At 68.0% G+C, this 23,423-nt stretch carries 18 protein-coding genes; 9 read left to right on the top strand and 9 right to left on the bottom strand.

Annotation, left to right across the window (positions count from 1 at the left end; genetic code table 11):
• Positions 1 to 82 precede the first annotated feature (82 nt).
• The 3 genes from rluD (at position 83) to C1931_RS15675 (ending at position 2,348) form a co-directional block, all read left to right on the top strand.
• Positions 83 to 1,072, top strand: coding sequence for a 23S rRNA pseudouridine(1911/1915/1917) synthase RluD (gene rluD, locus C1931_RS15685; RefSeq protein ID WP_108753958.1), 990 nt, complete (start codon positions 83 to 85; stop codon positions 1,070 to 1,072).
• Positions 1,072 to 1,839 (top strand): peptidoglycan editing factor PgeF, encoded by a 768-nt coding sequence (gene pgeF, locus C1931_RS15680; protein ID WP_108757002.1) that lies wholly within the window; start codon positions 1,072 to 1,074, stop codon positions 1,837 to 1,839. Before rluD ends, pgeF begins: the two co-directional genes overlap by 1 nt.
• Before the next feature lie 110 nt (positions 1,840 to 1,949).
• Positions 1,950 to 2,348, top strand: coding sequence for a thiol-disulfide oxidoreductase DCC family protein (locus C1931_RS15675; RefSeq protein WP_234412921.1), 399 nt, complete (start codon positions 1,950 to 1,952; stop codon positions 2,346 to 2,348).
• A 141-nt stretch (positions 2,349 to 2,489) separates the two neighbouring features.
• Here C1931_RS15675 and otsA read toward each other — a convergent pair whose 3' ends face one another.
• The 4 genes from otsA to C1931_RS15655 form a co-directional block, all read right to left on the bottom strand.
• Complete coding sequence (gene otsA, locus C1931_RS15670; RefSeq protein ID WP_108757000.1) at positions 2,490 to 3,854, bottom strand: alpha,alpha-trehalose-phosphate synthase (UDP-forming); 1,365 nt, start codon at positions 3,852 to 3,854, stop codon at positions 2,490 to 2,492.
• A complete protein-coding gene (locus tag C1931_RS15665) occupies positions 3,851 to 5,632 on the bottom strand; it encodes a glycoside hydrolase family 15 protein (protein WP_108756999.1) in 1,782 nt (593 codons plus the stop codon). The genes otsA and C1931_RS15665 overlap by 4 nt, the downstream gene beginning before the upstream one ends.
• Before the next feature lie 39 nt (positions 5,633 to 5,671).
• Complete coding sequence (gene otsB, locus C1931_RS15660) at positions 5,672 to 6,430, bottom strand: trehalose-phosphatase (RefSeq protein WP_108756998.1); 759 nt, start codon at positions 6,428 to 6,430, stop codon at positions 5,672 to 5,674.
• A 325-nt stretch (positions 6,431 to 6,755) separates the two neighbouring features.
• Complete coding sequence (locus tag C1931_RS15655; protein WP_108756997.1) at positions 6,756 to 9,188, bottom strand: TonB-dependent receptor; 2,433 nt, start codon at positions 9,186 to 9,188, stop codon at positions 6,756 to 6,758.
• A gap of 239 nt (positions 9,189 to 9,427) precedes the next feature.
• Here C1931_RS15655 and C1931_RS15650 point away from each other — a divergent pair, with 239 nt between their 5' ends.
• From C1931_RS15650 to C1931_RS15635, 4 genes are all read left to right on the top strand, one after another.
• Complete coding sequence (locus tag C1931_RS15650; protein WP_199912368.1) at positions 9,428 to 9,904, top strand: DUF3574 domain-containing protein; 477 nt, start codon at positions 9,428 to 9,430, stop codon at positions 9,902 to 9,904.
• Positions 9,905 to 9,940: 36 nt separating this feature from the next.
• A complete protein-coding gene (locus tag C1931_RS15645; RefSeq protein ID WP_108757785.1) occupies positions 9,941 to 10,798 on the top strand; it encodes a hypothetical protein in 858 nt (285 codons plus the stop codon).
• Positions 10,799 to 10,908: 110 nt separating this feature from the next.
• Positions 10,909 to 12,627 carry a thiamine pyrophosphate-dependent enzyme gene (locus C1931_RS15640; RefSeq protein WP_108756996.1) on the top strand — a complete coding sequence of 573 codons (1,719 nt, stop codon included), beginning with the start codon at positions 10,909 to 10,911 and terminating at the stop codon, positions 12,625 to 12,627.
• 660 nt (positions 12,628 to 13,287) lie between these two features.
• Complete coding sequence (locus tag C1931_RS15635; RefSeq protein WP_108756995.1) at positions 13,288 to 14,895, top strand: hypothetical protein; 1,608 nt, start codon at positions 13,288 to 13,290, stop codon at positions 14,893 to 14,895.
• A 16-nt stretch (positions 14,896 to 14,911) separates the two neighbouring features.
• Here the strand turns inward: C1931_RS15635 and C1931_RS15630 are convergent, their stop codons facing one another.
• Positions 14,912 to 15,475, bottom strand: coding sequence for a hypothetical protein (locus tag C1931_RS15630; RefSeq protein ID WP_108756994.1), 564 nt, complete (start codon positions 15,473 to 15,475; stop codon positions 14,912 to 14,914).
• A gap of 159 nt (positions 15,476 to 15,634) precedes the next feature.
• On the opposite strand from C1931_RS15630, the gene C1931_RS15625 reads away from it, so the two are divergent.
• On the top strand, positions 15,635 to 16,462 hold the full coding sequence (locus C1931_RS15625; RefSeq protein WP_108757784.1) for a DUF3014 domain-containing protein: 828 nt from the start codon (positions 15,635 to 15,637) through the stop codon (positions 16,460 to 16,462).
• A 66-nt stretch (positions 16,463 to 16,528) separates the two neighbouring features.
• Positions 16,529 to 17,848, top strand: a complete 1,320-nt coding sequence (locus C1931_RS15620) for a retroviral-like aspartic protease family protein (RefSeq protein ID WP_108756993.1) — start codon at positions 16,529 to 16,531, stop codon at positions 17,846 to 17,848.
• An 11-nt stretch (positions 17,849 to 17,859) separates the two neighbouring features.
• Here the strand turns inward: C1931_RS15620 and C1931_RS15615 are convergent, their stop codons facing one another.
• The 4 genes from C1931_RS15615 to C1931_RS15600 are packed head-to-tail and all read right to left on the bottom strand — an operon-like array spanning position 17,860 to position 23,304.
• Positions 17,860 to 18,978, bottom strand: a complete 1,119-nt coding sequence (locus C1931_RS15615; protein ID WP_108756992.1) for a cytochrome c peroxidase — start codon at positions 18,976 to 18,978, stop codon at positions 17,860 to 17,862.
• Positions 18,979 to 19,024: 46 nt separating this feature from the next.
• Positions 19,025 to 21,790: a TonB-dependent receptor plug domain-containing protein gene (locus tag C1931_RS15610; protein WP_108756991.1), complete on the bottom strand. Its 2,766-nt coding sequence runs from the start codon at positions 21,788 to 21,790 to the stop codon at positions 19,025 to 19,027.
• 58 nt (positions 21,791 to 21,848) lie between these two features.
• Positions 21,849 to 22,820 (bottom strand): FecR domain-containing protein, encoded by a 972-nt coding sequence (locus C1931_RS15605; protein ID WP_108756990.1) that lies wholly within the window; start codon positions 22,818 to 22,820, stop codon positions 21,849 to 21,851.
• Complete coding sequence (locus C1931_RS15600; RefSeq protein WP_108756989.1) at positions 22,810 to 23,304, bottom strand: sigma-70 family RNA polymerase sigma factor; 495 nt, start codon at positions 23,302 to 23,304, stop codon at positions 22,810 to 22,812. Before C1931_RS15600 ends, C1931_RS15605 begins: the two co-directional genes overlap by 11 nt.
• Between the last annotated feature and the right edge of the window lie 119 nt (positions 23,305 to 23,423).

The following is a 23,423-nucleotide window of genomic DNA, read 5'->3' as shown; positions in this document are numbered from 1 at the left end:
AAGGGTCGATGATAGCCTAGTGTCCTGTCCTGCGACTGAAACCGGCCGCCCGGACCCCAAAATTTCAAAGATCCCCCTTGCCATGTCTGAACAAACTTCCGAATCGGCCCGCCAGGCCATCGTTCCCGATACCGCCGCCGGCCGGCGTTTCGACGCCGTTGTGGCCGAGCTGTTCCCCGAATATTCCCGCTCGCGCCTGACCGAGTGGATCAAATCCGGCGATGTGCTGCTGGACGGCGCCCAGGCCCGCCCGCGCGACCCGCTGCGCGGCGGCGAGGTGGTGAGCCTGACCGTCGTGCTGGACACCCAGACCGACGCCCAGCCCGAAGACATCCCGCTGGACGTGCTGTTCGAGGATGAGCACCTGCTGGTGATCAACAAGCCGGTGGGCCTGGTGGTGCACCCCGGCGCCGGCAACCACAGCGGCACCCTGGTGAACGCCCTGCTGTACCGCGACCCGTCGGTGGCCGTGCTGCCGCGCGCCGGCATCGTGCACCGCCTGGACAAGGACACCAGCGGCGTGATGGTGGTGGCCCGTACCCTGGAAGCGCAGACCGCGCTGGTGGAACAGCTGGCCGCGCGCGATGTGCACCGCCAGTACCTGGCCGTGGTGATGGGCGCGCTGGTGGCCGGCGGTACCGCCGATGCCCCGATCGACCGCCACCCGCGCGACCGCCTGAAGATGGGCGTGCGCGAAGATGGCAAGGAAGCGGTGACCCATTACCGCCTGCGCGAGCGCTTCCGCGCCCACACCGCGCTGGAGTGCCGCCTGGAAACCGGCCGCACCCACCAGATCCGCGTGCACATGGCGCACCTGCGCCACCCGATCGTGGGTGACCCGCTGTACGGCGGCGCGCTGAAGCTGCCCAAGGGCGCCAGCGACGAACTGGTGGCCGCACTGCGCGGCTTCAAGCGCCAGGCGCTGCACGCTGAAACCCTGGAGTTCGTGCACCCGATCACCGGCCAGCCGGTGCGCAACAGTGCGCCGGTGCCGGCCGACATGCTGCACCTGATGAAGGTGCTGCGCGAAGACAGCGAAGCCTTCGCTGCGCGCGAGCGGGACCGCTGGTAATGGCCGCCGCACTGCCGCTGCTGCAGGCTGACTGGCCGGCACCGCCGGGAGTGCGGGCGCTGACCACCCGTCGCCACGGCGCAGGTATTTCGCCGGCGCCGTTCGACCAGTTCAACCTGGGCAACCGGCATGCTGCCGATGGCGATACCCCGGCCAACGTGGAGCACAACCGCCAGCTGCTGCAGCAGGGCCTGGCCCTGCCGTCGGCGCCGCACTGGCTGCGCCAGGTGCACAGCAGCACGGTGCTGCGCTTCAACGCGCCGCCGCAGGCAGGCGCCAGCGAGCCGGTGGCCGATGCGTCGGTCACCTCTGAACGGGGCGTGGTGCTGGCCATCCTGACCGCCGATTGCCTGCCGGTGGTGTTTGCCGCCGCCGATGGCAGCGAAGTGGGCGCTGCCCATGCCGGGTGGCGCGGGCTGGCCGACGGCATGCTGGAACACACGGTGGCGGCGATGACCACCGCCCCGGCGCAGCTGCGCGCCTGGCTGGGCCCGGCGGCCGGGCCGCAGGACTACGAAATCGGCGAAGAGGTGTACCACGCCTTCGTCGGCCACGACCCGGCGGCCGCGGCCGCATTCGTGGCCACCCGTCAGGGGCACTGGAAGGTGGACCTGTTCGCGTTGGCGCGGCAGCGCCTGCAGAGCGCGGGCTTGGATCCGGCCAACATCCATGGTGGCACGGTGTCCACCATGGCCGACCCGGATCTGTATTCGCACCGCCGCGATCGCCGTACCGGGCGCATGGCCACCCTGGTGTGGATGGCATGAGCCGGGGTGAGCCCGTTACGGGGTCAGAGCCCTTCCCTGGCGGGAAGGGATCCGACCCCTTGGTCGCGGCGGGGTCAGATCCCTTTTCGGCAGAAAAAGGCTCTGACCCCATCCCGCCAGCCGTGATCGTGTTCGACGGCGTCTGCGCGCTGTGCAGCCGCTGGGTGCGCTTCCTGCTGCGCTTCGACCGCCACGGCCGCTACCGCTTCGCCGCCATGCAGGGTGCGCACGGCAGTGGCCTGTTGCGCGCGCACGGGCTGGACCCGAACGACCCGCTGTCCTTCCTGCTGGTGGACGCACAGGGCGCCTGGACCGACACCAACGCGATCCTGCGGGTGCTGGCCGGCCTGGGCGGGCCGTGGCGGCTGGCCGGCGCGCTGCGCATGCTGCCGCAGGCATGGCGCGACCGCGCGTACCGCGTGCTGGCGCGCAACCGCTACCGCTGGTTCGGGCGCCACGATGCCTGCTTCCTGCCCAGCGCGGAACAGGCCGCGCGCTTCCTGGATTGACCGCGCATTCCCGTAGAGTCGAGCTTGCTCGACTGCTCTGTATGTAGAGTCGAGCCATGCTCGACTGGCTTGTCCGTAGAGTCGAGCTTGCTCGACTGGTTGTGCAGCAGTCGAGCAAGCTCGACTCTACCAACGGTGCGGTCACCCCTCCAGCGCTTCCAGATAGCTGCGCCGCCAGTGGTTGATGTCGTAGGTGCGCAGGTGCTCCATCATGGCGTGCCAGCGTTCCTTGCGGCGGCGCAGCGACATGGTGGCGGCGGTGGCGATGGCGTCGGCCATGCCATCCAGGTCGTAGGGGTTCACCAGCAGTGCCTGCTTCATTTCGTCGGCGGCGCCGGCCAGCAGTGACAGCACCAGCACGCCGGGATCGTCCGGGTCCTGCGAGGCCACGTATTCCTTGGCCACCAGGTTCATGCCATCGCGCAGCGGCGTGACCAGGCCGACCGCGGCGGCGCGGTAGAAGCCGGTCAGGGTGGCATGGGTGAAGTTCTGGTTGACGTAGCGCAGCGGGGTCCAGTCCGGCGCTGCGTGGCCACCGTTGATGTGGCCGGCAATCTGTTCCAGCGTGCTGCGCAGCTGGCGGTACTCGCTCACATCGCCGCGCGATACCGGCGCGATCTGCAGGTAGGTCAGCGAGCCGCGCTGGTCGGGGTGGCGTTCCAGGTAGCGTTCGAAACCGCGGAAGCGCTCGGGCAGGCCCTTGGAATAATCCAGCCGGTCCACGCCGATGGCCAGCTGGCGGTCGCGCAGGCTGCTGCGCAGGTCCTTCACTGCGGCCTTGCTGGCGGCGGTGCCGGCCTGTCGGGCAATCAGCGCGGTATCGATGCCGATGGGGAAGGCGGCCGCACGGAAGCGTCGGCCGCCGGGCGCTTCAAGCTGGCCATCGCCCAGCACCTTGCCGCCGCCGAACAGGCGCAGGTAGGTCTGGAAACGGTCGGTATCGCGCTGGGTCTGGAAGCCGACCAGATCGTAGGCGTACAGCGCCGAGAACAGGCGCAGGTGGTCGGGCATGGCCTGCAGCAGATCCGCCGATGGCATCGGAATGTGCAGGAAGAAGCCGATGCGGCAGCCAATGCCACGTTCGCGCAGCAGCGCGCCCAGCGGAATCAGATGGTAGTCGTGGATCCAGACGATATCGTCTTCGCGCAGCAGCGGTGCCAGTTTGTCGGCAAACAGGGCGTTGACCTTCTGGTAGGTCTCGCGCGTGCCGCGGTCGTAGTCCACCAGGTCAAGGCGGAAGTGCAGCAGCGGCCACAGCGTGCGGTTGGCGAAGCCGTTGTAGTAGCCATCCACCTCGCGCTTGCTCAGGTCCAGGGTGACGAATTCGATATCGCCGTCTTTCTGCCGGTGCAGGGTGCCGCTGCCTTCGCGCACGCTCTTGCCGCTCCAGCCGAACCACAGGCCACCGCGCTCCTTCAGTGCGGCCAGCAGGCCCACCGCCAGGCCGCCGGCGCGGTTTTCGCCAGGCAGGGCCACGCGGTTGGAAACCACAACCAGACGACTCACGAGGCCTCCTGCCAGGACCGCGACAGGCGCATGGCGGCGGTGATCAGCCCCACGTGCGAGTACGTCTGCGGGAAGTTGCCCCAGGCTTCGCCGCCATCGAAGGCCAGGTCTTCGGACAGCAGGCCCAGGTGGTTGCGCTGCTTCAGCAGCAGCTCGAACATCTCGCGTGCTTCGTCCATGCGGCCGATTGCAGCCAGCGCATCGATGTACCAGAAGGTGCAGATGGTGAAGCTGGTTTCCGGTTCGCCGAAGTCATCCGGCGCCACGTAGCGGTACAACGAATTGCCGTGCTTCAAGTCGCGGCCGATGGCTTCCACGGTGGCGATGAAGCGCGCGTCCATTGCATCGATGAAGCCGATATCGGCCAGCAGCAGCAACGAGGCGTCCAGGCGGTGGCCACCGAAAGTGTCGGTGAAGTGGCCGTGTTCATCACTCCAGGCCTCGGCCATGATGCGCGCGTGGATGGTGTCGGCGCGCTCGCGCCAGTACTGCGCGCGGTCGTCGCGCTTCAGGCGCACGGCGATCTTGCACAGGCGGTCGCAGGCGGCCCAGCACATGGCGCTGGTATAGGTGTGTACTTCGGTGCGGCCGCGGAATTCCCACAGGCCCGCATCGGGCACGTCGTGCAGGGCGAAGGCCTGTTCGCCCAGCGGTTCCAGCCGAGCGAAGGTGTGGGCATCGCCCGGGTCCTGCAGGCGGCGGTCGAAGAACAGCTGTGTGGAGGCCAGCACCACGCTGCCGTAGACATCGTGCTGGCGCTGCACCCAGGCCAGGTTGCCGCGGCGCACCGGGCCCATGCCACGGTAACCGGACAGTGTGGGCACTTCATCTTCGTCCAGCTTGGCCTCGAAACCGATGCCGTACAGCGGCTGCAGCGTGCCGTCGGTGGTGGCCAGGTTGAAGATGTAGCCCAGGAACTGTTCCATGGTGCGGGTGGCGCCCAGGCGGTTCAACGCGCGCACCACGAAGGCCGCATCGCGCAGCCAGCAGTAGCGGTAATCCCAGTTGCGCACGCTGCCGGGCGCTTCGGGAATGGAGGTGGTCATGGCCGCGATGATCGCGCCGCTGTCTTCGTACTGGCACAGCTTCAGGGTGATCGCACTGCGGATCACCGCGTCCTGCCATTCCAGCGGAATGGACAGGTAGCGCACCCATTCGCGCCAGTAGTCGCGCGTGCGCTGGAAGGCTTCCTGCACGTAGCCGCTGATGGAGCGGTTCAGCGATTCGTCCACGCCCAGCACCAGATGGATGGGGTGGTTGAGCACGAACGGCAGGCCATCGCGCACGAAGCGCACCGGCACGTCGGTGGTCAGGCGCAGCACGTGATCGGGCAGGATCCAGCGCACGTGGTTGCTGCCCCAGGTCGATTCGGGCACGCGCGCGCCCCAGTCGGCCAGCGGCCGTGCGCGCACCACGATGCGAGGGCTGCCGGCCAGCGGGCGCACCTGGCGGATCAGGCTGACCGGTCGGTAGAAGCGGTCGTTCTGGCGCCAGCGCGGGGCGAAATCGAGGATTTCCAGCGCGCCACCATGGTGGTCGTGCAGCACGGTGCGCAGGATGGCCGTGTTGGTCAGGTAGCTCTGCTCGCTGCTGGCGAAATCCTCCAGTTCGATGGCGAAATCGCCACCTTCCTGTTGGTTGGGCGACAGCAGTGCACAGAACGTGGGGTCGCCATCGAAGGTGGGCAGGCAGCTCCACACCACGCGGGCATGCTTGTCGACCAGGGCGCCGAAGCTGCCGTTGCCGACCACGCCCAGATCAAGATCGGGTTGGGTCATCACGCAGAAATATCCGGTTATGGCCGTGGGGGCCGGGGGTCAATAGGCATTCTCACGCAGCCAGGCGTGCACGCTGCGTATGTCGGGCAGGGCGAACACCGCGGCACTGGGCTCGCGTTCGCCAATCAGCACGCTCCAGCCGTGTTGGCCGTTGGCGGCTTCGAAGCCGTATTCGTCGGTCAGGTCATCGCCCAGGAACACCGGCAGGCGGCCGCGGAAGGGCAGGTACTGCATCATGCGGCGCAGGGCGCGGCCCTTGTCGGTGCCCACCGGTACGAACTCGACCACATGGTCGCCGGGTTGCAGGCGGTAGCTGGCCCGGCCGCGCACATGGCGTTCGGCGAACGCACGCACGTCGTCGCCGGCATGCGGTGCGCCACGCCAGTGCAGGGCCAGGCCCACGCCTTTTTCCTCCACCAGCACGCCGGGGTAGCCGTGGGCGAAGCGCATGGCCTGCTGGTGCAGGGCATGCAGCCATTCGCCGGTGTCGTCGTCGTGGTCATCGCGCAGCACGCGGCCATCGGCGCCGCGCATCTCATGGCCATGCAGGCCGGCGGCGGGCAGTTGCAGCGGTGCGAACAGCTGGTCCAGCTGTTCCAGCGGGCGCCCGCTGACCAGGGCCACGGCGCCTTCCAGGCGGTCGCTGATGCGGCCGATGGCCTCACGCACGTCGGGTAGCAGGTGCACGGCATCGGGCCGTGCGGCGAATTCGATAAGCGTGCCATCCACGTCGAGGAACAACGCGCAGGCGTCGTCCAGCAACGGCGGTGGCGGACGCAGGGGGAGCGGTTCAGCCATGCCCCGCAGGGTGCCAGCGGCGGCGTGTAGGCCAGGTCGAGGGCAGGCTACGCCCCTGCCATGGTGGGTGCCGACGGTTGTAGCGGGGGACGGGGGGCGGGGGACGATGGGGGCCGATGGGGGCCGATGGGGGTAGAGTCGACTGTCAGTCGACTATCGCGCGTAGCGCGGGATTTTCGCGGGGTGCCAAGAGCAGTCGACTAACAGTCGACTCTACCTGGTCGTTTTTCCCGGTCGATTTGAGCCGGTCGTTTTTCCCAGTCGATTCAAACCGGCCGATTCCGCCGAGGCGGCCCATCACTTCGATGGGCCGCCCTGCGCGGCATCAGAACGTGTAACGCACGCGACCGTAGTAGTACGCGCCGTTGCTGCCGATCGGCGACAGCACGTCGTACGGCAGGTTGCCGTAGTAGTAGATATCGTCGTTGGACTTGTCCGGATAGTTGTCGGTCAGGTTCTGCCCGCCAATGGCCACGCTCCACTGCGTATTGAAGCGGTATTCCACTTCCGCATCCAGCTGCCATTCGGCCTGGTAGGTCTGGCGCGGAATGTAGCCGTCGCCGAAGTTGAATACGCGGGTGGCGCTGCCGTAGCGGTTCACCCGGCTGCTCAGCGACCAGTGGTCGTTGCTCCAGGCGGCCGAGAAGCCGGCGCGGCTGCGCGGGGTGGCATCGGTCAGGGTGTTGGTCTCTTCGATGCCGAACAGCACGTAGTCCGCATCCAGCGCCTGCAGCTGGGCCGGGGTGGCCAGCACGTTCTTCAGCGTGGTCTTGGTGTAGGCGTAGGTGCCGGTCAGCAGCAGCTGGCCATCGCCCAGCGCCTGGCGCCAGTTGGTCACCAGTTCGGCACCACGGGTGCGGGTATCGGCGGCGTTGACGAAGAAGCTGGCACTCTGCAGGCCGGTGACGCCGTAGTTGGCGGCCACGTAATCGGTCAGCGCATCGCCGGTGATGCTTTCAGACAAGGCAATGCGGTCGTCGATGTCGATCTGGAAGAAATCCAGCGACAGGTCGAAGTGCTCGCCGATGCGGCTGGTGAAGCCCAGCGAGGTGTTCAGCGACTTCTCCGGCTTCAGGTCCTGTGCGCCCAGGCCGCGGGCGATGGGATTGTTCACCGACAGCAGGCGGCCCTGCACCAGCTGGCCGGCGGCGTTGTAGCCGGTGGACGTGGATTCATAGCCGATCTGTGCCAGCGACGGCGCACGGAAGTTGATGGAGATGGCGCCACGCAGGGCGAAGGCCGGGGTGAATTCGTAGCGCAGGCCTAGTTTGCCGGTCAGTTCGCCGCCGAAATCATCGTTGTGCTCGTAGCGTGCGGCCAGGTCGGTGGAGAAGTGATCGCCGAACTGGCTGGACAGGCTGGCATAGGCGCTGGCCACATCGCGGGCCAGCGAGGCCGCATCCTGCGGGGTCAGGCCGCCGCCGGCCTGCGAACCGGTCGGGCGGTCGGTGTACGGGCCCGCGGCGTAGCTGGACGGATCACCGGGGCGGGTTTCATAGCGCTCGTGGCGCACTTCCGCACCCAGGCCCAAGGTATGGGTGATGCTGTCGCTCTGGCTGAACACGCGGCTCAGATCCAGGTTGCCCACGGTCTGCGCGTACTGGTAATCGGCGGTCTTGAAGCGGGTCGGGCTGGTCGGGCCCAGCGAAGCGTTGATCGAATCGCGCAGGCGGTAGGTGAAGTCGTTCTGGCCGTAATCCACGCTGCCGTCATAGCTCCACTCGCCCCACTGCCCGCGCACGCCGGCCACGGCCTGCACGTCGCGGTTCTCGCCTTCGGAAATGGGGCGGTAACCGTTCGGGTACACCTCCTTCCAGTTGGCATCGCTGTCGGGGTAGCGGAAGTAGTTGGCGCCTTCGGTGTCGCGCTGGTTGAAGGTGCCGAACGCATAGAACGTGGCGGTCTTGCCCACCGGGATTTCAGTGTTCAGCCACAGGTTGATGTCCTTGCTGGCACCGTCGCCGAGCACGTAATTGCGCTTGCCCTGCAGTGCCAGGTTGGCCTCGGTCTGGTCCCACGGCGGAATCAGGTCGTAGCCGGCGCGGTTGGTGCCGTTGCGCTTCTTGTATTCCAGGCCCACGCGCAGGAAGCCGCCGTCTTCACCCAGCGAGGTGCCGACCTTGGCGCTGATGTTGCCGGTCTGGCCATCGGTGAGGGTGCGGCCGATCGGCTTCAGGTCGGTGTGGTTGGCGCCGTAGCTGGCTTCGATCTCGCCACCGTCGCCGCCGTTGTCCAGGATCACGTTGATCACGCCGGCCACCGCATCGGAGCCGTACAGCGCACCGGCGCCATCGCGCAGCACTTCGATGCGCTTGATGGCGCTGACCGGAATCGAGTTGAAATCGACCGGGGTGGTGCCCTTGCCGATCTTGCTGTCGGTGTTCACCAGCGCGGTGTGGTGGCGGCGCTTGCCGTTCACCAGCACCAGCACCTGGTCCGGCGACAGGCCGCGCAGCTGTGCGGCGCGCACGTGGTCGGCGCCACCGGAATTGGACTGGCGCGGGAAATTGAACGAAGGCAGCAGGGCCTGCAGTGCGCTGCCCAGTTCGCCGTTCACCACGCCGGCCTTGCGGATGTCCTCGGCGGTCAGCACGTCCACCGGCGCGGTGGATTCGAGCACGGTGCGGTCGGCGGCACGGGTGCCGGTCACGATCACCGTGTCCAGGTTGGTGGCGGCATCCTGGGCCAGGGCAAGGGCGGGGGACAGCGCAAGCGCGATGGCGAGGCCAAGCGGCGACGCGGACAGGCGGGGGGACATGCAGACTCCAGCAGCGACAACGTGGGGAAGGGGGAGATGATGGTTTCACTTACATCCATCCGGATGAAGCGATATATTATCTTCGCGTGAGCAGCTGGTGTGATGCAAGCCCCGGTTGTCTTTGCATCAGTTCATGCCTGCAGGGCATGAGTGATTGGTTGCAGTTGCAACCACGGCGCGGGTGTACCCTCCGTGCCCTTTCACCGCGTTTGTTCCCCTTCCCCGGAGTGTTGTTCCCGATGAAACGCCTTGGCCTGATCTTCGCCGTACTGCTGGCCACCAGCGGCTGCGCCAGCCTGTCTTCGCAGGCGCCCAGCGCCTACACCACCACCGCCGCGCTGGAAGGCGATGCGGCCCGCCCGGCCAGCGGCCACGGCTGGGTGCGCAGCGAGCTGTACTTCGGCGTGGGTGAAGAGCAGGGCAGCGGCAACCGCCCGCAGGCCGATACCATCAGCGAGGCGCAGTGGCGCGCGTTCCTGGACAAGGAAGTGACCCCGCGCTTCCCCGATGGCCTGACCGTGTTCGATGCCTACGGGCAGTGGCTGTTCCGTGGCGATGCGGCGCCCAACCGCCTGCGCACCAAGGTGCTGGTGGTGCTGCACGAAGACAGCCCGCAGCGCCGTTCCGACATCGAGGCGATCCGCCTGGCGTGGAAGCAGCAGACCCAGCACCAGTCGGTACTGTGGTCGCGGCAGGCAGTTGACGTATCGTTCTGACCTGAAGGCGCCAAAGCGGCGCCACGGGCGGCAATGATGAAACACAGGGATGCGGTGTGGGGCCTGCTGCTGGCAGGCCTGCTGGTGCCGGCCGCGCAGGCGGCCGGACAGGACGGCGGCCCGCTGCGCTTCGCGCCGGCACCGGGTGTACAGGTGCAGGCGGAGGTGATGGAGGGCGGCAGCATCGACGTGCGCGTTTCGCCGTCGGGCAAGCGCCTGGAACTGGCGGGCGCTGCAGATGCCGATGGCAATTCGCGGCTGTCAGCCGAAGACATCGATTTCGATGGACGCCCCGAACTGGTCGCACGGGCGTCGGTGGGCATGGTCAATGAAGCGGTGGCGGTCTACCGCTTCGATCCGGCCAGCGGCGGATTCCACGCGCTGGAGGCGGACACCCACGGCCGTGACAGCTGCGGCAACCTGATGGGCCTGACCGTCGACGCTGCCACGCGCACGCTGAGCAGCAGCTGCCGCAGCGGCCCGATGTGGTACACAGATCTGTATCGGTTCGCGGGTTCGAAGCTCTATCTGTACCGCGCCGAGGACGTGCTGCAGCTGGGCGATGCCTTCGATGCCGCGCTGGAGGTCGATCACACCGGCGAACAAGGGCCGCTGGCGGTGTGGCGCACCTTTGACGCGCAGGGCCGCGTCCTCGACAGCGCGATCGGCGATGGCTTGGTCGCGCCCACCGGTCCCTCGCCTGTGCCAGGCATCCAGGCCACGGTGCGGCCGGCGCGCCTGTTCCTGTTCGAACGGCCAGGCGCAACCAGCACCCAGCGCTACCTGGTGCCGGGTGATCGGGTGGAACTGCGCGATGCCGCCGACGGCTGGGTGCAGGTGCGCTATCAGAATGCAAAGCGCGGCGCCGTCGTGGGCTGGATCAACGTGAACTGAACACCGCGTGCGCCCTATACCGATGTATGGGGCGCAACGCGCCGATGCCCACGGAAGCGTCACCGTGCGGGGTCTAGCCTCGGGGTCCTCCCCCAAGCAAGGCTTTTCCCATGAGCAAGCGCGTTGCCGAGATCGTTGTTGAAACCCTGCAGCAGGCGGGCGTGCGCCGCTGTTACGGGATCGTGGGCGACACGCTGAACCACGTGACCGATGCCATGCACCGCAGCGAAATCGACTGGGTACACGTGCGCCACGAGGAAGTGGCCGCGTTCGCCGCCGGTGCCGATTCGCTGGTGAGCGGTCAGCTGACCGCCTGCGCCGGCTCCTGCGGCCCCGGGGGCCTGCATTTCATCAACGGCATCTTCGAAAGCAACCGCAACCGCGCGCCGCTGGTGCTGATCGCCAGCCAGATCGTGACCAGCGAACTGGGCATGGAATTTCCGCAGGAAGTGGATTTCAAATCGGTCTATGCCAGCTGCACGGTGTTCTGCGAGCAGGTGCACAGCCCCGAGCAGGCACGCCGCGTGGTGGCGCTGGCGTGCCAGGCGGCGATCAGCCGCCGCGGCGTGGCGGTGGTGATCCTGCCGGCCGATATCAGCGAGGCCGAGGTGAAGCACGATGTGCCGTTCTCGGTGCATTACACCCAGCCGGTGCTGCGCCCGGCCGACGCCGAGCTGCAGCGCATCGCCGAGCTGCTGGGGCAGGGCAAGCGCATCGGCATCTATGCCGGTGCCGGTTGCCAGGGCGCGCATGCGCAGCTGATCGAACTGGCGCGCCGGCTGCAGGCACCGGTGGCGCACACCTCGCGCGCGAAGGATTTCGTCGAACCGGACAACCCCTACAACATGGGCATGACCGGCATCTTCGGCATTGAATCGGGCTTCCACACGCTGATGGCCTGCGACACGCTGCTGCTGCTCGGCGCTGATTTCGCCTGGGGCCAGTTCTACCCGGACAAGGCCACGATCATCCAGGTGGACCGTGATGGCAGCCACCTGGGCCGCCGTCATCCGGTGGATCTGGGCGTGGTGGGCGATATCGCGCCGACGCTGGACGCGCTGCTGCCGCTGTTGCCGCCGCGCGAAGACAGCAGCTTCCTGGACGAATGCATTGCCCGCCGCGACAAGGCACTGCACACGCGCGAACAGGAAGAACAGCCGGGCAAGGGTGAACTGATCCACCCGCAGCACCTGACCGCGCTGCTGTCCCGGCATGCGGCCGATGATGCGCTTTTCACTGCCGATGGCGGTTCACCGATGGTGTGGATCCTGCGCCATATCCGTGTGAACGGCCGCCGCCGCACGCTGACCAGCCTGCTGCACGGCACGATGGCCAATGCCATGCCGCAGGCGCTGGGCCTGCAGAAGGCCTTCCCCGGCCGGCAGGTGATCTCGCTGTCCGGCGATGGTGGCCTGGCCATGCTGCTGGGCGATCTGTTGACCGCGGTGCAGGAGAACCTGCCGATCAAGGTGGTGGTGTTCAACAACGGCTCGCTGAACTTCGTGGAGCTGGAGCAGAAGGTGGAAGGCCTGCTGGACAACTACACCGATCTGAAGAACCCCGATTTCGGCCGACTGGCCGAGGTGATCGGTTTCCACGGCCGCACCGTGACCCGCAGCGAGGATCTGGAAGAGGCGGTGCTGGACTTCCTGTCCCAGCGCGGCCCGGCGCTGCTGGACGTGCATACCAGCCGCGCCGAGCTGGTGATGCCGCCGCAGATCGAAGCCAAGCAGGTGGCCGGCACGGCGCTGTATGCGGCCAAGGCGGTGTTGAATGGCCGCTTTGACGACGTGAAGCATCTGCTGGTGGACAACTTCCTGAAGAAGTGAGGGCAGGGCGATGCAGGGCTGCGCCCTGCACCGGCAGAGGCCAGAGCAAGAGCCGAAGCCGGTTTCCTGAGCGATGGCGGGGTGGGTCCGGTTGCGGGGGACGCCGCAAGTACGTCCGTGTAGGCTCGGTCGCCGCATCCATGCGGCTCACGCCCCCGCAACCGGACCCACCCCGCCTTCGACAGTTGGCCGCGAGCTGTTGGAACGGCACGGGGTCGGATCCCGTTGCTGCGCAACGGGCCCCGACCCCGGAGTGATTTCGATATCTGCGAGATTCATCCACGCATGGCGTGGATCTACCCGATCCCGGTTTCACCAGTAGATCCACGCCATGCGTGGATGACCGAGCGCAGCGACCGGCTCTTGCCTTTGATCTTTTGATTCTCTTCCGTGGCTGGCGCCCGCAGGAAACTGTCAGGGGCCGGGCGGGTGGGTGACGCGGGGGTGTCCGCGGCATGGATGCCGCGGCCAAGCCCCCAAGGACGGGTTTACGGCGTCCCCCGTGACACCCACCCGCCCGGACCATTCCGATACCCAGCAGTTGGCGACCATGCCACGAGGGGCTCCGCCGTTGGCTGGAACCCATCATTCCACCCGGGAATTGGCGCCCGGGCCCCGCTGGGCCTACCATCGGCGCTCCCCACCCCCACCGCCCCTTCCATGTCCGCTCCCGCTTCCGCCGCCCCGCGCCGCTGGTTCGTCGCTGGCGACTTCAATGGCTTCTTCGGCCTGGTCGTCGACAACCTGTCCATCCTCGGCTTCATCGCCATGGCCCTGGTCGGCATGTTCCAGTTCCCCGCCGACGTGGTGTTCGGCCGCATGTTCCCCGGCACCGCCTTCGGCGTGCTGGTCGGCAACCTGCTGTACACCCTGATGGCGCGCCGCCTGGCCGCGCGCACCGGCCGCGACGATGTCACCGCCATGCCGCTGGGCCTGGACGCGCCCACCAGCATCGGCATGGCCCTGCTGGTGCTGGGCCCGGCGTTCCTGGCGTTCAAGCAGCAGGGAATGGATCCGCATGCCGCGGCCATCGCCACCTGGCAGCTGGGCATGGCCTCGCTGGTCATCATGGGCGTGCTGAAGCTGATCCTTTCCTTCTTCGGTGAAGCGGTCACCCGCGCGCTGCCGCGTGCGGCGCTGCTGGGCTCCATCGCCGGCATCGCGCTGGTGCTGATGGGCCTGCTGCCGCTGCTGGAAACCCTGCGTTCGCCGCTGGTCGGCTTCACCACGCTGGGCCTGCTGCTGTACGTGCTGATCGCCAAGGGCAAGCTGCCGGTGCGTGGTCCGGGCGTGCTGCTGGCCTTCGTGTTCGGCACCGTGCTGTATTACGGGCTGGGCCTGGCCGGGCTGGGTGTGCCGGGCTTTGCCATTCCGGCCTGGGTACCGCCGCAGGTGGTGCTGCCGCTGCCCACGCTGGGCTTCATCGACGGCCTGCCGACGGCCATGACCTACCTGCCGCTGCTGCTGCCGTTCGGCCTGCTGATGGTGGTGGGTGGCATCAACGTGTCTGAGAGCGCGCGCGCGGCCGGCGATGACTACCGCACCCGCGACATCCTGCTGGTGGAAGCCTTTGCCACCCTGGTGGCCGGTCTCTGCGGCGGCGTGGCGCAGACCACGCCGTACATCGGCCAGCCAGCGTACAAGCACATGGGCGCGCGCAGCGGCTACACGCTGCTGACCGGCCTGTTCGTCGGCATCGGCGGCATGCTGGGCATCATCTCCGGGCTGGTGCAGTGGCTGCCGCTGGCCGTGCTGGCGCCGATCATCGTGTACGTGTCGATCGACATCACCACCCAGGCCTTCCAGGCCACCCCGCGCCAGCATGCCGGTGCGATGGTGCTCGGCTTCCTGCCGTCGGCGGCCTATCTGCTGGCGATCAAGGCACCGGGTTGGATTCCGGCCGAAACGCTGGGCGCCATGCTCACCACTGTCGATGGCCACGGTCTGCCGGAACTGGCGGTGATCTTCACCCTGGGCAATGGTTTCATCATCACCTCCATGCTGTGGATCGCCACCGTCGCGGCCATGGTCGATGGGCGCCTGCGCCGTGCCTGCGGCTTCCTGCTGGTGGCGGCAGCGCTGACCCTGTTCGGCCTGATCCATTCGGTGGATCCGCGCGGTGGCATCTACCTGCCCTGGAACCTGGAGGGCCTGGCCCGCGTGATCAGCTGGCAGTTCGCCGGGGCCTACGTGGCGCTGGCCGTGCTGCTGGGGCTGTTGTCGCTGCAGAAGCAGCCGGTGAAGCCGCTGCCTGACGCGGCCCATTGATGGGTAGCGCCTGTGGTCACCCCGCAGGCGCCGCCAGCGGCAGGGCGAAGTCGAAATCTTCCCCTGCCTGCGTCTCTGGCAGCTGCGCCGTGGCGCGCAGTTCCAGCCCATAGCCCTGCGGCGGGTGTGGCTGCGGCAGGCCGGTATAGCCGTGAATGCGCACCTCGTAGCGGCCCGCTGCCACCTCCAGGTAATCACTGTTCAACAACCGCTCCTGCAGGCGCTGCCGGTAGTGCAGGAAGAAGTCCGCATCCCATTCCATCACCGCATGCAGGTCTGCGGCGATCAGCACGCCACTGTCTACCTGCAGTGGCAGGCCCGGATGGCTGAAATGCCGCGTAGCACCGCTCGTTGGCACGTTGCCCTCGACAAAGACCGTGTAGTCGTCGTCCTCGATGGGATACATCGGCAGCACGGCGCCCGCGCGCACGGCGGCATCACCCAGTGCAGGATCATCGACAAACCGACTGAGCAGCGCTTCGCCAGGCGCAAGGTGCGCCTGCACGAACGCGTGCAGTACGCACGGATCGAACAGGACGATGCCGGGCTGGAACAAGCGGACGATGGCGATGTGTTTCATTGAATTTTCCGAAGCGACGTAGCGGGCATTCATGCAGCCTGCGCGAAGATGCAGTGTAAACGCGTGGTCGCAGGTGCTTGTGCACGTGCCGCGCGGGAACCGCGGCACCGTAGGCGGGTCATACGGTGTGCAGGCACATGCAGAGCGAGGTTGCGCATCATGCAGAAGAGTGGGAAGGCCGTTTGGCCCTGGGTATTGGGCATAGTAGTGGTGGGTGGCGCGGGCGCGTGGTTGTTCCGCGACCAGTGGCAGGGGCTGGCAGACCAGGTGCACGTGCCTGCGCAGCCAACGCCCGCTGCAACCGCGGCGCCGCCGCCGATGGCGGCCAAGCAAACCGCGCCTTCCACGCCGGAGATCCAGCACCCGCTGGATACCGATGCTGCTGCAGATCCGGCACTGCCGAAGATGGACGACAGCGATACGGCGGCATGGTCAGCGCTGCGCGGGCTGTTCCAGGGCGAAGACACGCTGGCGCTGCTGTTGCGTGATCACGTGATCCAGCGTCTGGTGACCCACGTCGACAATCTGGACAAGGCCAGTGCGCCGCCATCGGCACTGGCCACGCGCCCGCTGGCCGGTGCCCTGCAGGTGGAAGCGGGCGAGGGCGGCGAGCACATCGCGGCCGCCAATGCCGCCCGCTACGCCCCCTACGTGCAGGCCTTTACCGCCGTAGATCCCGCAGCAGCAGCGAAGGCCTACGTGCGCTTCTATCCGCTCATCCAGCAGGCATATGTTGAATCGGGCCATCCGCAGGGGTACTTCAATGACCGCCTGGTGGCGGTGATCGATCACCTGCTGGACACGCCCGAGCCAGCGCGTCCGCTGGCCGTGCAGCGCGACGAGCGTGGCCGGTATCGCTTCGTCGATCCCGCGCTGCAGTCGTGCTCGGTGGGGCAGAAGCTGCTGCTGCGCATGAGTGCCGAACAGGCACAGGCGGTGAAGCAGACGTTGCGGCAGATCCGCGCGGCGATCACCCGCGGTGTGTAGCGCACGCAGTCGCGTGCAACGGCCGACGTGCTAGGGTCAGGCACTGGGTAGACAGGAGTAACCTTGATGCGCATCACCGCGCTGGCGCTCGGCGCCATGCTCGCATCGTTCACGGCAGCGGCTGCCGACGTAGCCAATGGCGATGTGAACGATCCCTATGGCTACACGGCCAACGTGCAGCATGCGCGCCTGGCGGCGCTGCAGGCGATGGGCCAGGCAAAGGGTGCCAAGGGGCGCTTGGGCGCCGCAGGCTACTACCGTGTACGTGGTGAGCTGGATAATTCCAGCCGCGCGGCCCGTCAATGCCTGGAGGGCGTGGCCAGCGAACCTGCCGATTCGGTGAAGGGCGTGGCCTATCTGTGTTCGGCCACCCTGGCCGGCAATGCCCTGGTGCAGGGCGATATTGCCGGTTGGGCCCGGCAGATGCAGGACGTGCGTACCCGCCTGGACAGCGATTTCCTGCCCATGCTGAAAGATGCGCCGCACACGGTGCGCGTGGCCAGCGTGAGCGAACCGACGTTCGACCGCTTCCTGCAGTGGCCGCGCAGCGCCGAACCGATTGCCCTGCCTGCAGCCGACGTGAGCGTGCCGATCCAGCTGCAGAACGAGCTGCCGACGATCACCCTGAAAGTGAAGACCGCTGCCGGCGAACGCGACCTGCGCGTGCACGTGGACACCGGCGCGGCACGCTCGCGCATCGGCCGCACGCTGGCCGCGGAACTGGGGCTGGCCTTGACCGAGGGATTCACCGTGGCCGATAGCACCGGCGATGCGCTGTTTGCGTTGGCCGCGCCGATGGATCTGGACATCGGCGGACTCGCGGTGCGCCAGGTGTCCTTCGCGGTGCTGGGGCAGGACGATCTGCCGCGCATCGGCCTGGACGTACTGCGCGCGCTGGGGCGGGTACGCATCGACAAGGACGCGCTGGTGGTGCAGGCCGCGTCCAGCAAGGTGCCCTGCACGCGGCGCATGGCCACTGTCTCATCGCTCACCGGCGATGATTACCAGCTGCGCTATCCGATCCGCGCCGGCAAGGACAGCATCCTGGTGCAGCTGGATACCGGCTTCAACGGTGCGTTCATGGCAAGCGGCATTCCGCCCACGGCGCCGCCGCCGGCGGCCGTGCAGCGCAGGAACATCATCACCACCAATGGCGCGCGCGATCTGAAGTACGCCGGTGCCACCACGCCGGTGATGATTGGCGATGAAGTACTGAACCTGCCGGTGGACCTGGCCCTGGAGCCGGGGCGCCTGTTCAATCCGGACTGGCAGGCAGGCTTTGCGACCACCCAGCGCTACAGCCTGTATCTGGACGTGGCCGGTACCTTTGGCTGCCCGGTACCGGTGCCGCAGGCGGCGCCGCTGTTGCCGCCGCGCGGTTCCTGAGCTGCCCGTCGTTACAGCGCCTGCAGGAAGGCTTCCAGATCCTGCAGGTCCTGCCGGCTCAGCCCACGCGGGCGCAGCAGCGGGTCCGGCTGCGGAAACGGTGGCGCATCATCGGCCAGATCGGTCGGCGCACGTGGCCAGCCGCCGCCCACGTTGTAGAACGCCAGTACGCCGGAAAGACGCGGGATCAGCCCGTTGTGCATGTACGGCGCGGTCGCGGCCACACCGCGCAGCGACGGCGTGCGGAAGCGGCCACTGTCGGCCGGATCACCGGTGACCTCGTAGCGCCCCAGATCCTGCCGCGGGCGACCGTGGAAGTGCAGGCCCAGATTGTGAAAACCGTTGTCGGTCAGCGCCGCGCCGTTGTGGCAGTTCATGCAGCCTGCCTGGGTGCGGAACAGGTGCAGGCCGCGCAGCTGCGCATCGTCCAGTGCGCGCGCATTGCCGCGCAGGAAGCGATCAAAGCGGCTGTTGCGCGGGGACAGACTGCGCTGGAACGCAGCGATGGCCTGGCCCAGCTGCTGCGCGTCGATGCGCGGCTGTTCGAACACGGTGGAAAATTCGCTGCGATAACGGGCATCGCGGCGCAGGCGGCGCACCGCTCCATTCACGCTGAAGCCCATTTCCACCGGGTCGGCAATGGGGCCCAGCGCCTGCGCTTCCAGCGTGGCGGTGCGCCCATCCCAGAACAACGGCGCCACGTGCGCACTGGCCAGCACGCTGGGGGCGTTGCGGCGTCCGGCCTGGCGGTGGTGGCCGAACGAGACGCGGCGGCCATCGGCCCAGCCCAGGTCGGGGTCGTGGCAACTGGCGCAGGCCAACTGCCGCGAACGTGACAGGATCGGATCGAAGAACAGGCGCCGGCCCAGTGCCACCTTGGCCGGCGTGGACGGGTTGTCTGCCGGGTCCACCGGCACCGGCAACGGCGCCAGTTCCTGCCAGGTGACGCCCGGTTCAATGTCCGGGGCTGGCCATTGCACTGCCGGGCTGCTGTAGAGCGCGCGCAGGCAGGCCGCTTCCGGGCGTGCGGGCAGCGGGTCGGGGCAGGGTGTGTCGCGCGCGGGCGCAGGCCCGCCCGCGCCGCCCAGCAACAGGGCGGCGACGGGCAGGATCACGCGCAGATAGTGCATGCGTTGCATCGGCAGTGGCCCGGCAGCGTGCCGCCGGGCCGTGCGTTCAGAACGAATAGCCCAGTTCCAGCCAGAAGCTGCGGCCGGGTTCGAAGTACATGGTGCCGGCGGCCGCACCGCTGGCCGTGGTCAGGTTGCTGCGGTTGAGCACGTTCTGCACTTCCACCCGCACATAGGCTTCCTGCTCGCGCGGCAGGGCCCGGCGGTATTCCAGGTTGGCATCCCAGGTCCAGCTGCCGGAGAAGCGGCGCGTGGTGAGGTTGCGTACGCTTTCGCCGTCGATGATCTCCAGAGCCCCCTGGGTGGTGCCTTCGAAGCCCGCGCGGTAGCGGAAGAAGTTGTTCCAGCTCAGGCCCCAGGCCGGAATGTCGGTGCGGGTGCTCAGGCGTGCGCTCCACGGCCGCAGGTACTGGGTGGCGGGCAGCTCATAGCGGTACATCAGCTTGCCATCCAGGCGCACGCGTTCGAACAGGTCGAGAGTGTCTTCGTAGCTGTTGTAGTTGCGGTTCACATCGGTGTGGTCGGCCGAAAGCTGGAAGCTGTTGCGGGTGCCGGCAAACTCCCACGGGCGCTGCGGGCTGACCGACAGCGTCCAGGTCTGCGAATCGCTGCGGCCTTCGTTGGTGTACTCGAAGGTATTGAGGTTGTAGAGGTCGCGGTCCGGGCTGTCGACCTTGCGGCGCAGGATGTCCTTGCGGCTGCTACGGTCCACGTACTTCAGGTGGAACTGCAGGCCGAACGCCTGCTGGTCCACGCCCAGGGTCCATTCGTCGGTGTAGGGTGAATCGACATCGCTCAGGCGGTTGGTGGCCACGTTGCGGGTGCTCTTGGCATCTTCCCAGCGGGTGCTCGCGCTGGTGCGGTCCAGCGTGTCGCGCAGGCGCTCGCGGCCATCGCGCAGCAGGTAGCTGTAGAAGCTGCGCCCGTAGTAGCGGTTCACGCCGGCGTTGATGACCGTACGCTGGTCACCCAGCACGTCCCACGACGCGGCCAGTCGTGGTGACACGTTGGTCTGCTTCCACAGGTTGTTGCGGTCCAGGCGCAGGCCGGGGCGGATGTTCCAGTTGCCGATGCGGATCGCGTCCTGCAGCCAGGCTTCGTACTCTTCGCCGCTCACTTCGAACTGGCCGGCATGGAACAGGAACATGCGCTTGAAGTACTGGCCGGTGCCGCCGCTGCGGGTCGGCGACAGTGAGCAGCTGAAATCATCCACGCTGCCGTCGGACAGCGTGCAGCTGCGGGTGGTGGCGGTGTTCAGCAGAACCCGGTGGTCGTTCAGTCGCTGGTAGTCGCCATCGCGGCGCTGCACGCCGGCACCGAACTGCAGGGTGTGTTCACTGCTGCCCAGCTGCAGCGGTTCGCGGTCGGCCACGAAACGGTAGCCGATGCGGCGATCATGCTGGTCGATGTTGCCCCAGCTGCCCTCGGTGCTGATTCCAGACACGCCCCAGTCGAAGTCGTCGGAGATCAGCCAGTTGCGCATGTAGTCCAGGTCGCCACGGCGGCTGGTTTCCACGTCGCTGTAGTTGAGGGTGTTGCGCAGGGTCCAGGCAGCGCCAGTCCAGTTCGCGCGCAGGCTGGCGGTGGGGCCGCCGGACTTGATGCTGAAGTACGAATCGCGCGAGTTGGAAATGAAGTAGACATCGTCGGTGGGCGCGTAGGACAGGTTGGCGCCAAGCTGCAGGCCTTCGCCATTGCTCCAGTCCAGGGCCACCGTGGCACTGGTGTTCTCACGCGTCTGGGTGCGGGTGTTGACGTCCGCGCCGGTGGTTTCGCGGCCGCCGGCGTAAGCACGCAGCGGGATCTCCGAGCGCGTGCGGGTGAAGGTTCCGATGATGCCCAGACCGCCGCGCGTGCGTCCTTCCAGCCGCGCGCCGACGCGGTACTTGTCGTACTGCGGCTGGTATTTGTAGGTGTCCGATTCCTCGAACTCCTCCTGCTGCGCGTCGTTGGCGATGATGCTGTCCCAGGCCGAACGGGCCATGCGGAACCAGACCTTGCCGTGCAGGCCGTCGGTTGCAGAGCGGCTGCGCGCGTCCACGACGCCGCCCAGGAAGTGGCCGAACGAGGCCGGCACGTTGGCGTCGTAGACGGTCAGCGATTCCAGCAGGTCCACATCCACGGCGATGCCCTGCGCGCCGCCGGGCACATCGAAGTTGTGCGCCGGGTTGCCGTTGTCGGGCGTATCGGCCGGATCGATATCGTTGTTGATCGTGGCGCCATCGAGCAGGAACAGGTTCTGGTAGTAGGGCGCGCCATTGATGCTGAAATCATCGGGGCGGATTTCGCCCATGTTGCGGCTGCTGCGGTTGGTATCGCTGAACTGCACCGCCGGGTTGCTGCGCAGGGCCGTGGCGATGTCCCCGTTGCCCTTCACCTGCGCATCCAGCGCATCGGCATCCAGGGTGACGCCCTGGCCGAAAGGCAGCGCCTGCGGCAGCGCGACCTTGCCATCGGACGCCCCCACGCGCAGCGGCTGCGTCTGCCGGGTGGTCTGCGCGCCCTGCAGCGTGTAGCTGCCATCGGCGCGGCGCACCGCACGCAGGCCGGTGCCCTGCAGCAGTGTGCTGAAGCCTGCGTCCACGCCCGCGGCCGGATCGACCGGCGGCGCGGTGCGGCCCTGGGTCAGCGCCGGATCGAAGGACAGGGCGACGCCATGCTGGGCGGCAAAGGCGCTCAGCGCACTGCCCAGCGATGCCGTGGCCGGGGCGTTGGCGGGTTGCCCGGCGGGCGCGGTCTGGGCGAAGGCGGGCGTGGCAGCCAGGGCGATGGCCAGCAGGCTGTAGCGGAAACGGGTCGGGATCACAGGCATGGAGGGAGCCGGCAGAAGAAGGATTCACTTCCTCTGCCACGCAGGAACGAAAAAAGTGTCACCGCGGCGTGGCGGCCGCGCGCACGCGCACCGTCAGACCCTGATCGATGCGCAGCGGATAGGTGGCGGCCAGCATTGACAAGCTGCGCGGCAGGTCGTCCAGCGGGAACGCGCCGGACACCGGCAAGGCCGCCACATCGTCATCCAGCCGCAGCCAGCGCCGGTGGTAGCGGCCCAGTTCCTGCAGCAGCGCCTGCAGCGGCAGGCTGTCGGCCACCAGCATGCCGTGCAGCCACGCGTCGCTGCCGGGCGCAGCGGGCTGCGGTGCGGCCGGGCCGGCGTCCCCCCAGCGCAGCTGCTGGCCGGCGGCAACGCGCTGGCTGGCACCGGCGGCGGTGGTCACCTGCACCGCGCCTTCCTGCACCACCAGCAGAGAGGCATCGTCGAACAGGCGCACGTTGAAGCGGGTGCCCAGCGCCTGCAGCATTCCCTGCGGGGTGGCGACGCGGAACGGCCGCGCGGGGCGGTGTGTGTCGGGTGCGGTGTCGATGTGGATCTCGCCGCGGCGCAGCCGCAGCAGGCGCTGCTGGCCGTCGAAGGCGATATCGACGGCGCTGGCCGTGGCCAGGTGCAGCACGCTGCCGTCGTCCAGCACGCGGCGCAGGCGTTCGCCCACGGCGGTGCGCACGCTGGCATCCCAGGCGGCTTCGTCATACAGCCGCCAGGCCAACCAACCGCCCAGGGGCGCCACCAGCAGCGCGGCCACGCTGCGCAGCACCGCGCGACGGCCAGCCGAAGCCGGGCGCTGCAACGCTTCGTGGGCCAGCGTGGCCGGAACCTGTGCGCTGAGCGCCAGCAGGCGTTCGGCGCGTTGCCAGGCGCGTGCATGCTCGGGGGCGGCATCGTGCCAGCGCTGCCATTGCGCGCGCTGTGCCGGGCTGCCGTCGTCGTGCAGGCGCATCAGCCAGTCGGCCGCCTGTTCCAGCACCCGCGGCGACAGTGCGGCGCCGCCGCCCGGCTCAGGGCGCATGCGCCAGGCAGCCCAGCAGGGCCCGCTTCATATGGCGCTTCACCGTGGACAGCGACAGTCCGAGGCGTTCGGCAATGGCGTCGTAGCGCAGGCCGTCGAACTGGGCCAGCACGAACACCCGCCGCGCCATCGCCGGCAGGCCGTCCAGCATGGCGTCGATCTGCTGCAGTGCTTCGCGTACCAGCGCCTGTTCCTCCAGCGAGGGCAGGGCGGGTTCGGGGAACTGTGCCAGGTACTCCAGATAGGCGCGTTCCAGCGCCTGCCGGCGGAACCAGTTGGCGGCCAGCCCGCGCGCCACCGTGGTGAGGAAGGCGCGCGGTTCGCGCAGTGCGGCCAGGTCGCGATCCAGCAGCAGGCGCGCGAACGTATCCTGGGCCAGATCATCGGCCACATCGCGGTTGCCCACGCGCCCGCTCAGCCAGCCGCGCAGCCACCGGTGGTGGTCGCGGTACAACGTGGCCAGGTGCGGGTGGGAAGCGTGCATGCGTAGGGCGCCGATGCGCACGGATCGAAATGAGAATGATTCGCAAGTATGGCATCGGCAGGCCGGCCGTGCCAGTCCTTGCCCGCCGATTGCGCCGGATCAACGCGGTGCCCACGGGC

Source organism: Stenotrophomonas sp. YAU14A_MKIMI4_1, from assembly GCF_003086855.1.
In the GTDB taxonomy this organism is placed as follows: Bacteria; Pseudomonadota; Gammaproteobacteria; order Xanthomonadales; family Xanthomonadaceae; genus Stenotrophomonas.
Note: the sequence above shows the minus strand (reverse complement) of the source record. Positions and strands in the feature narration are given on the sequence as shown.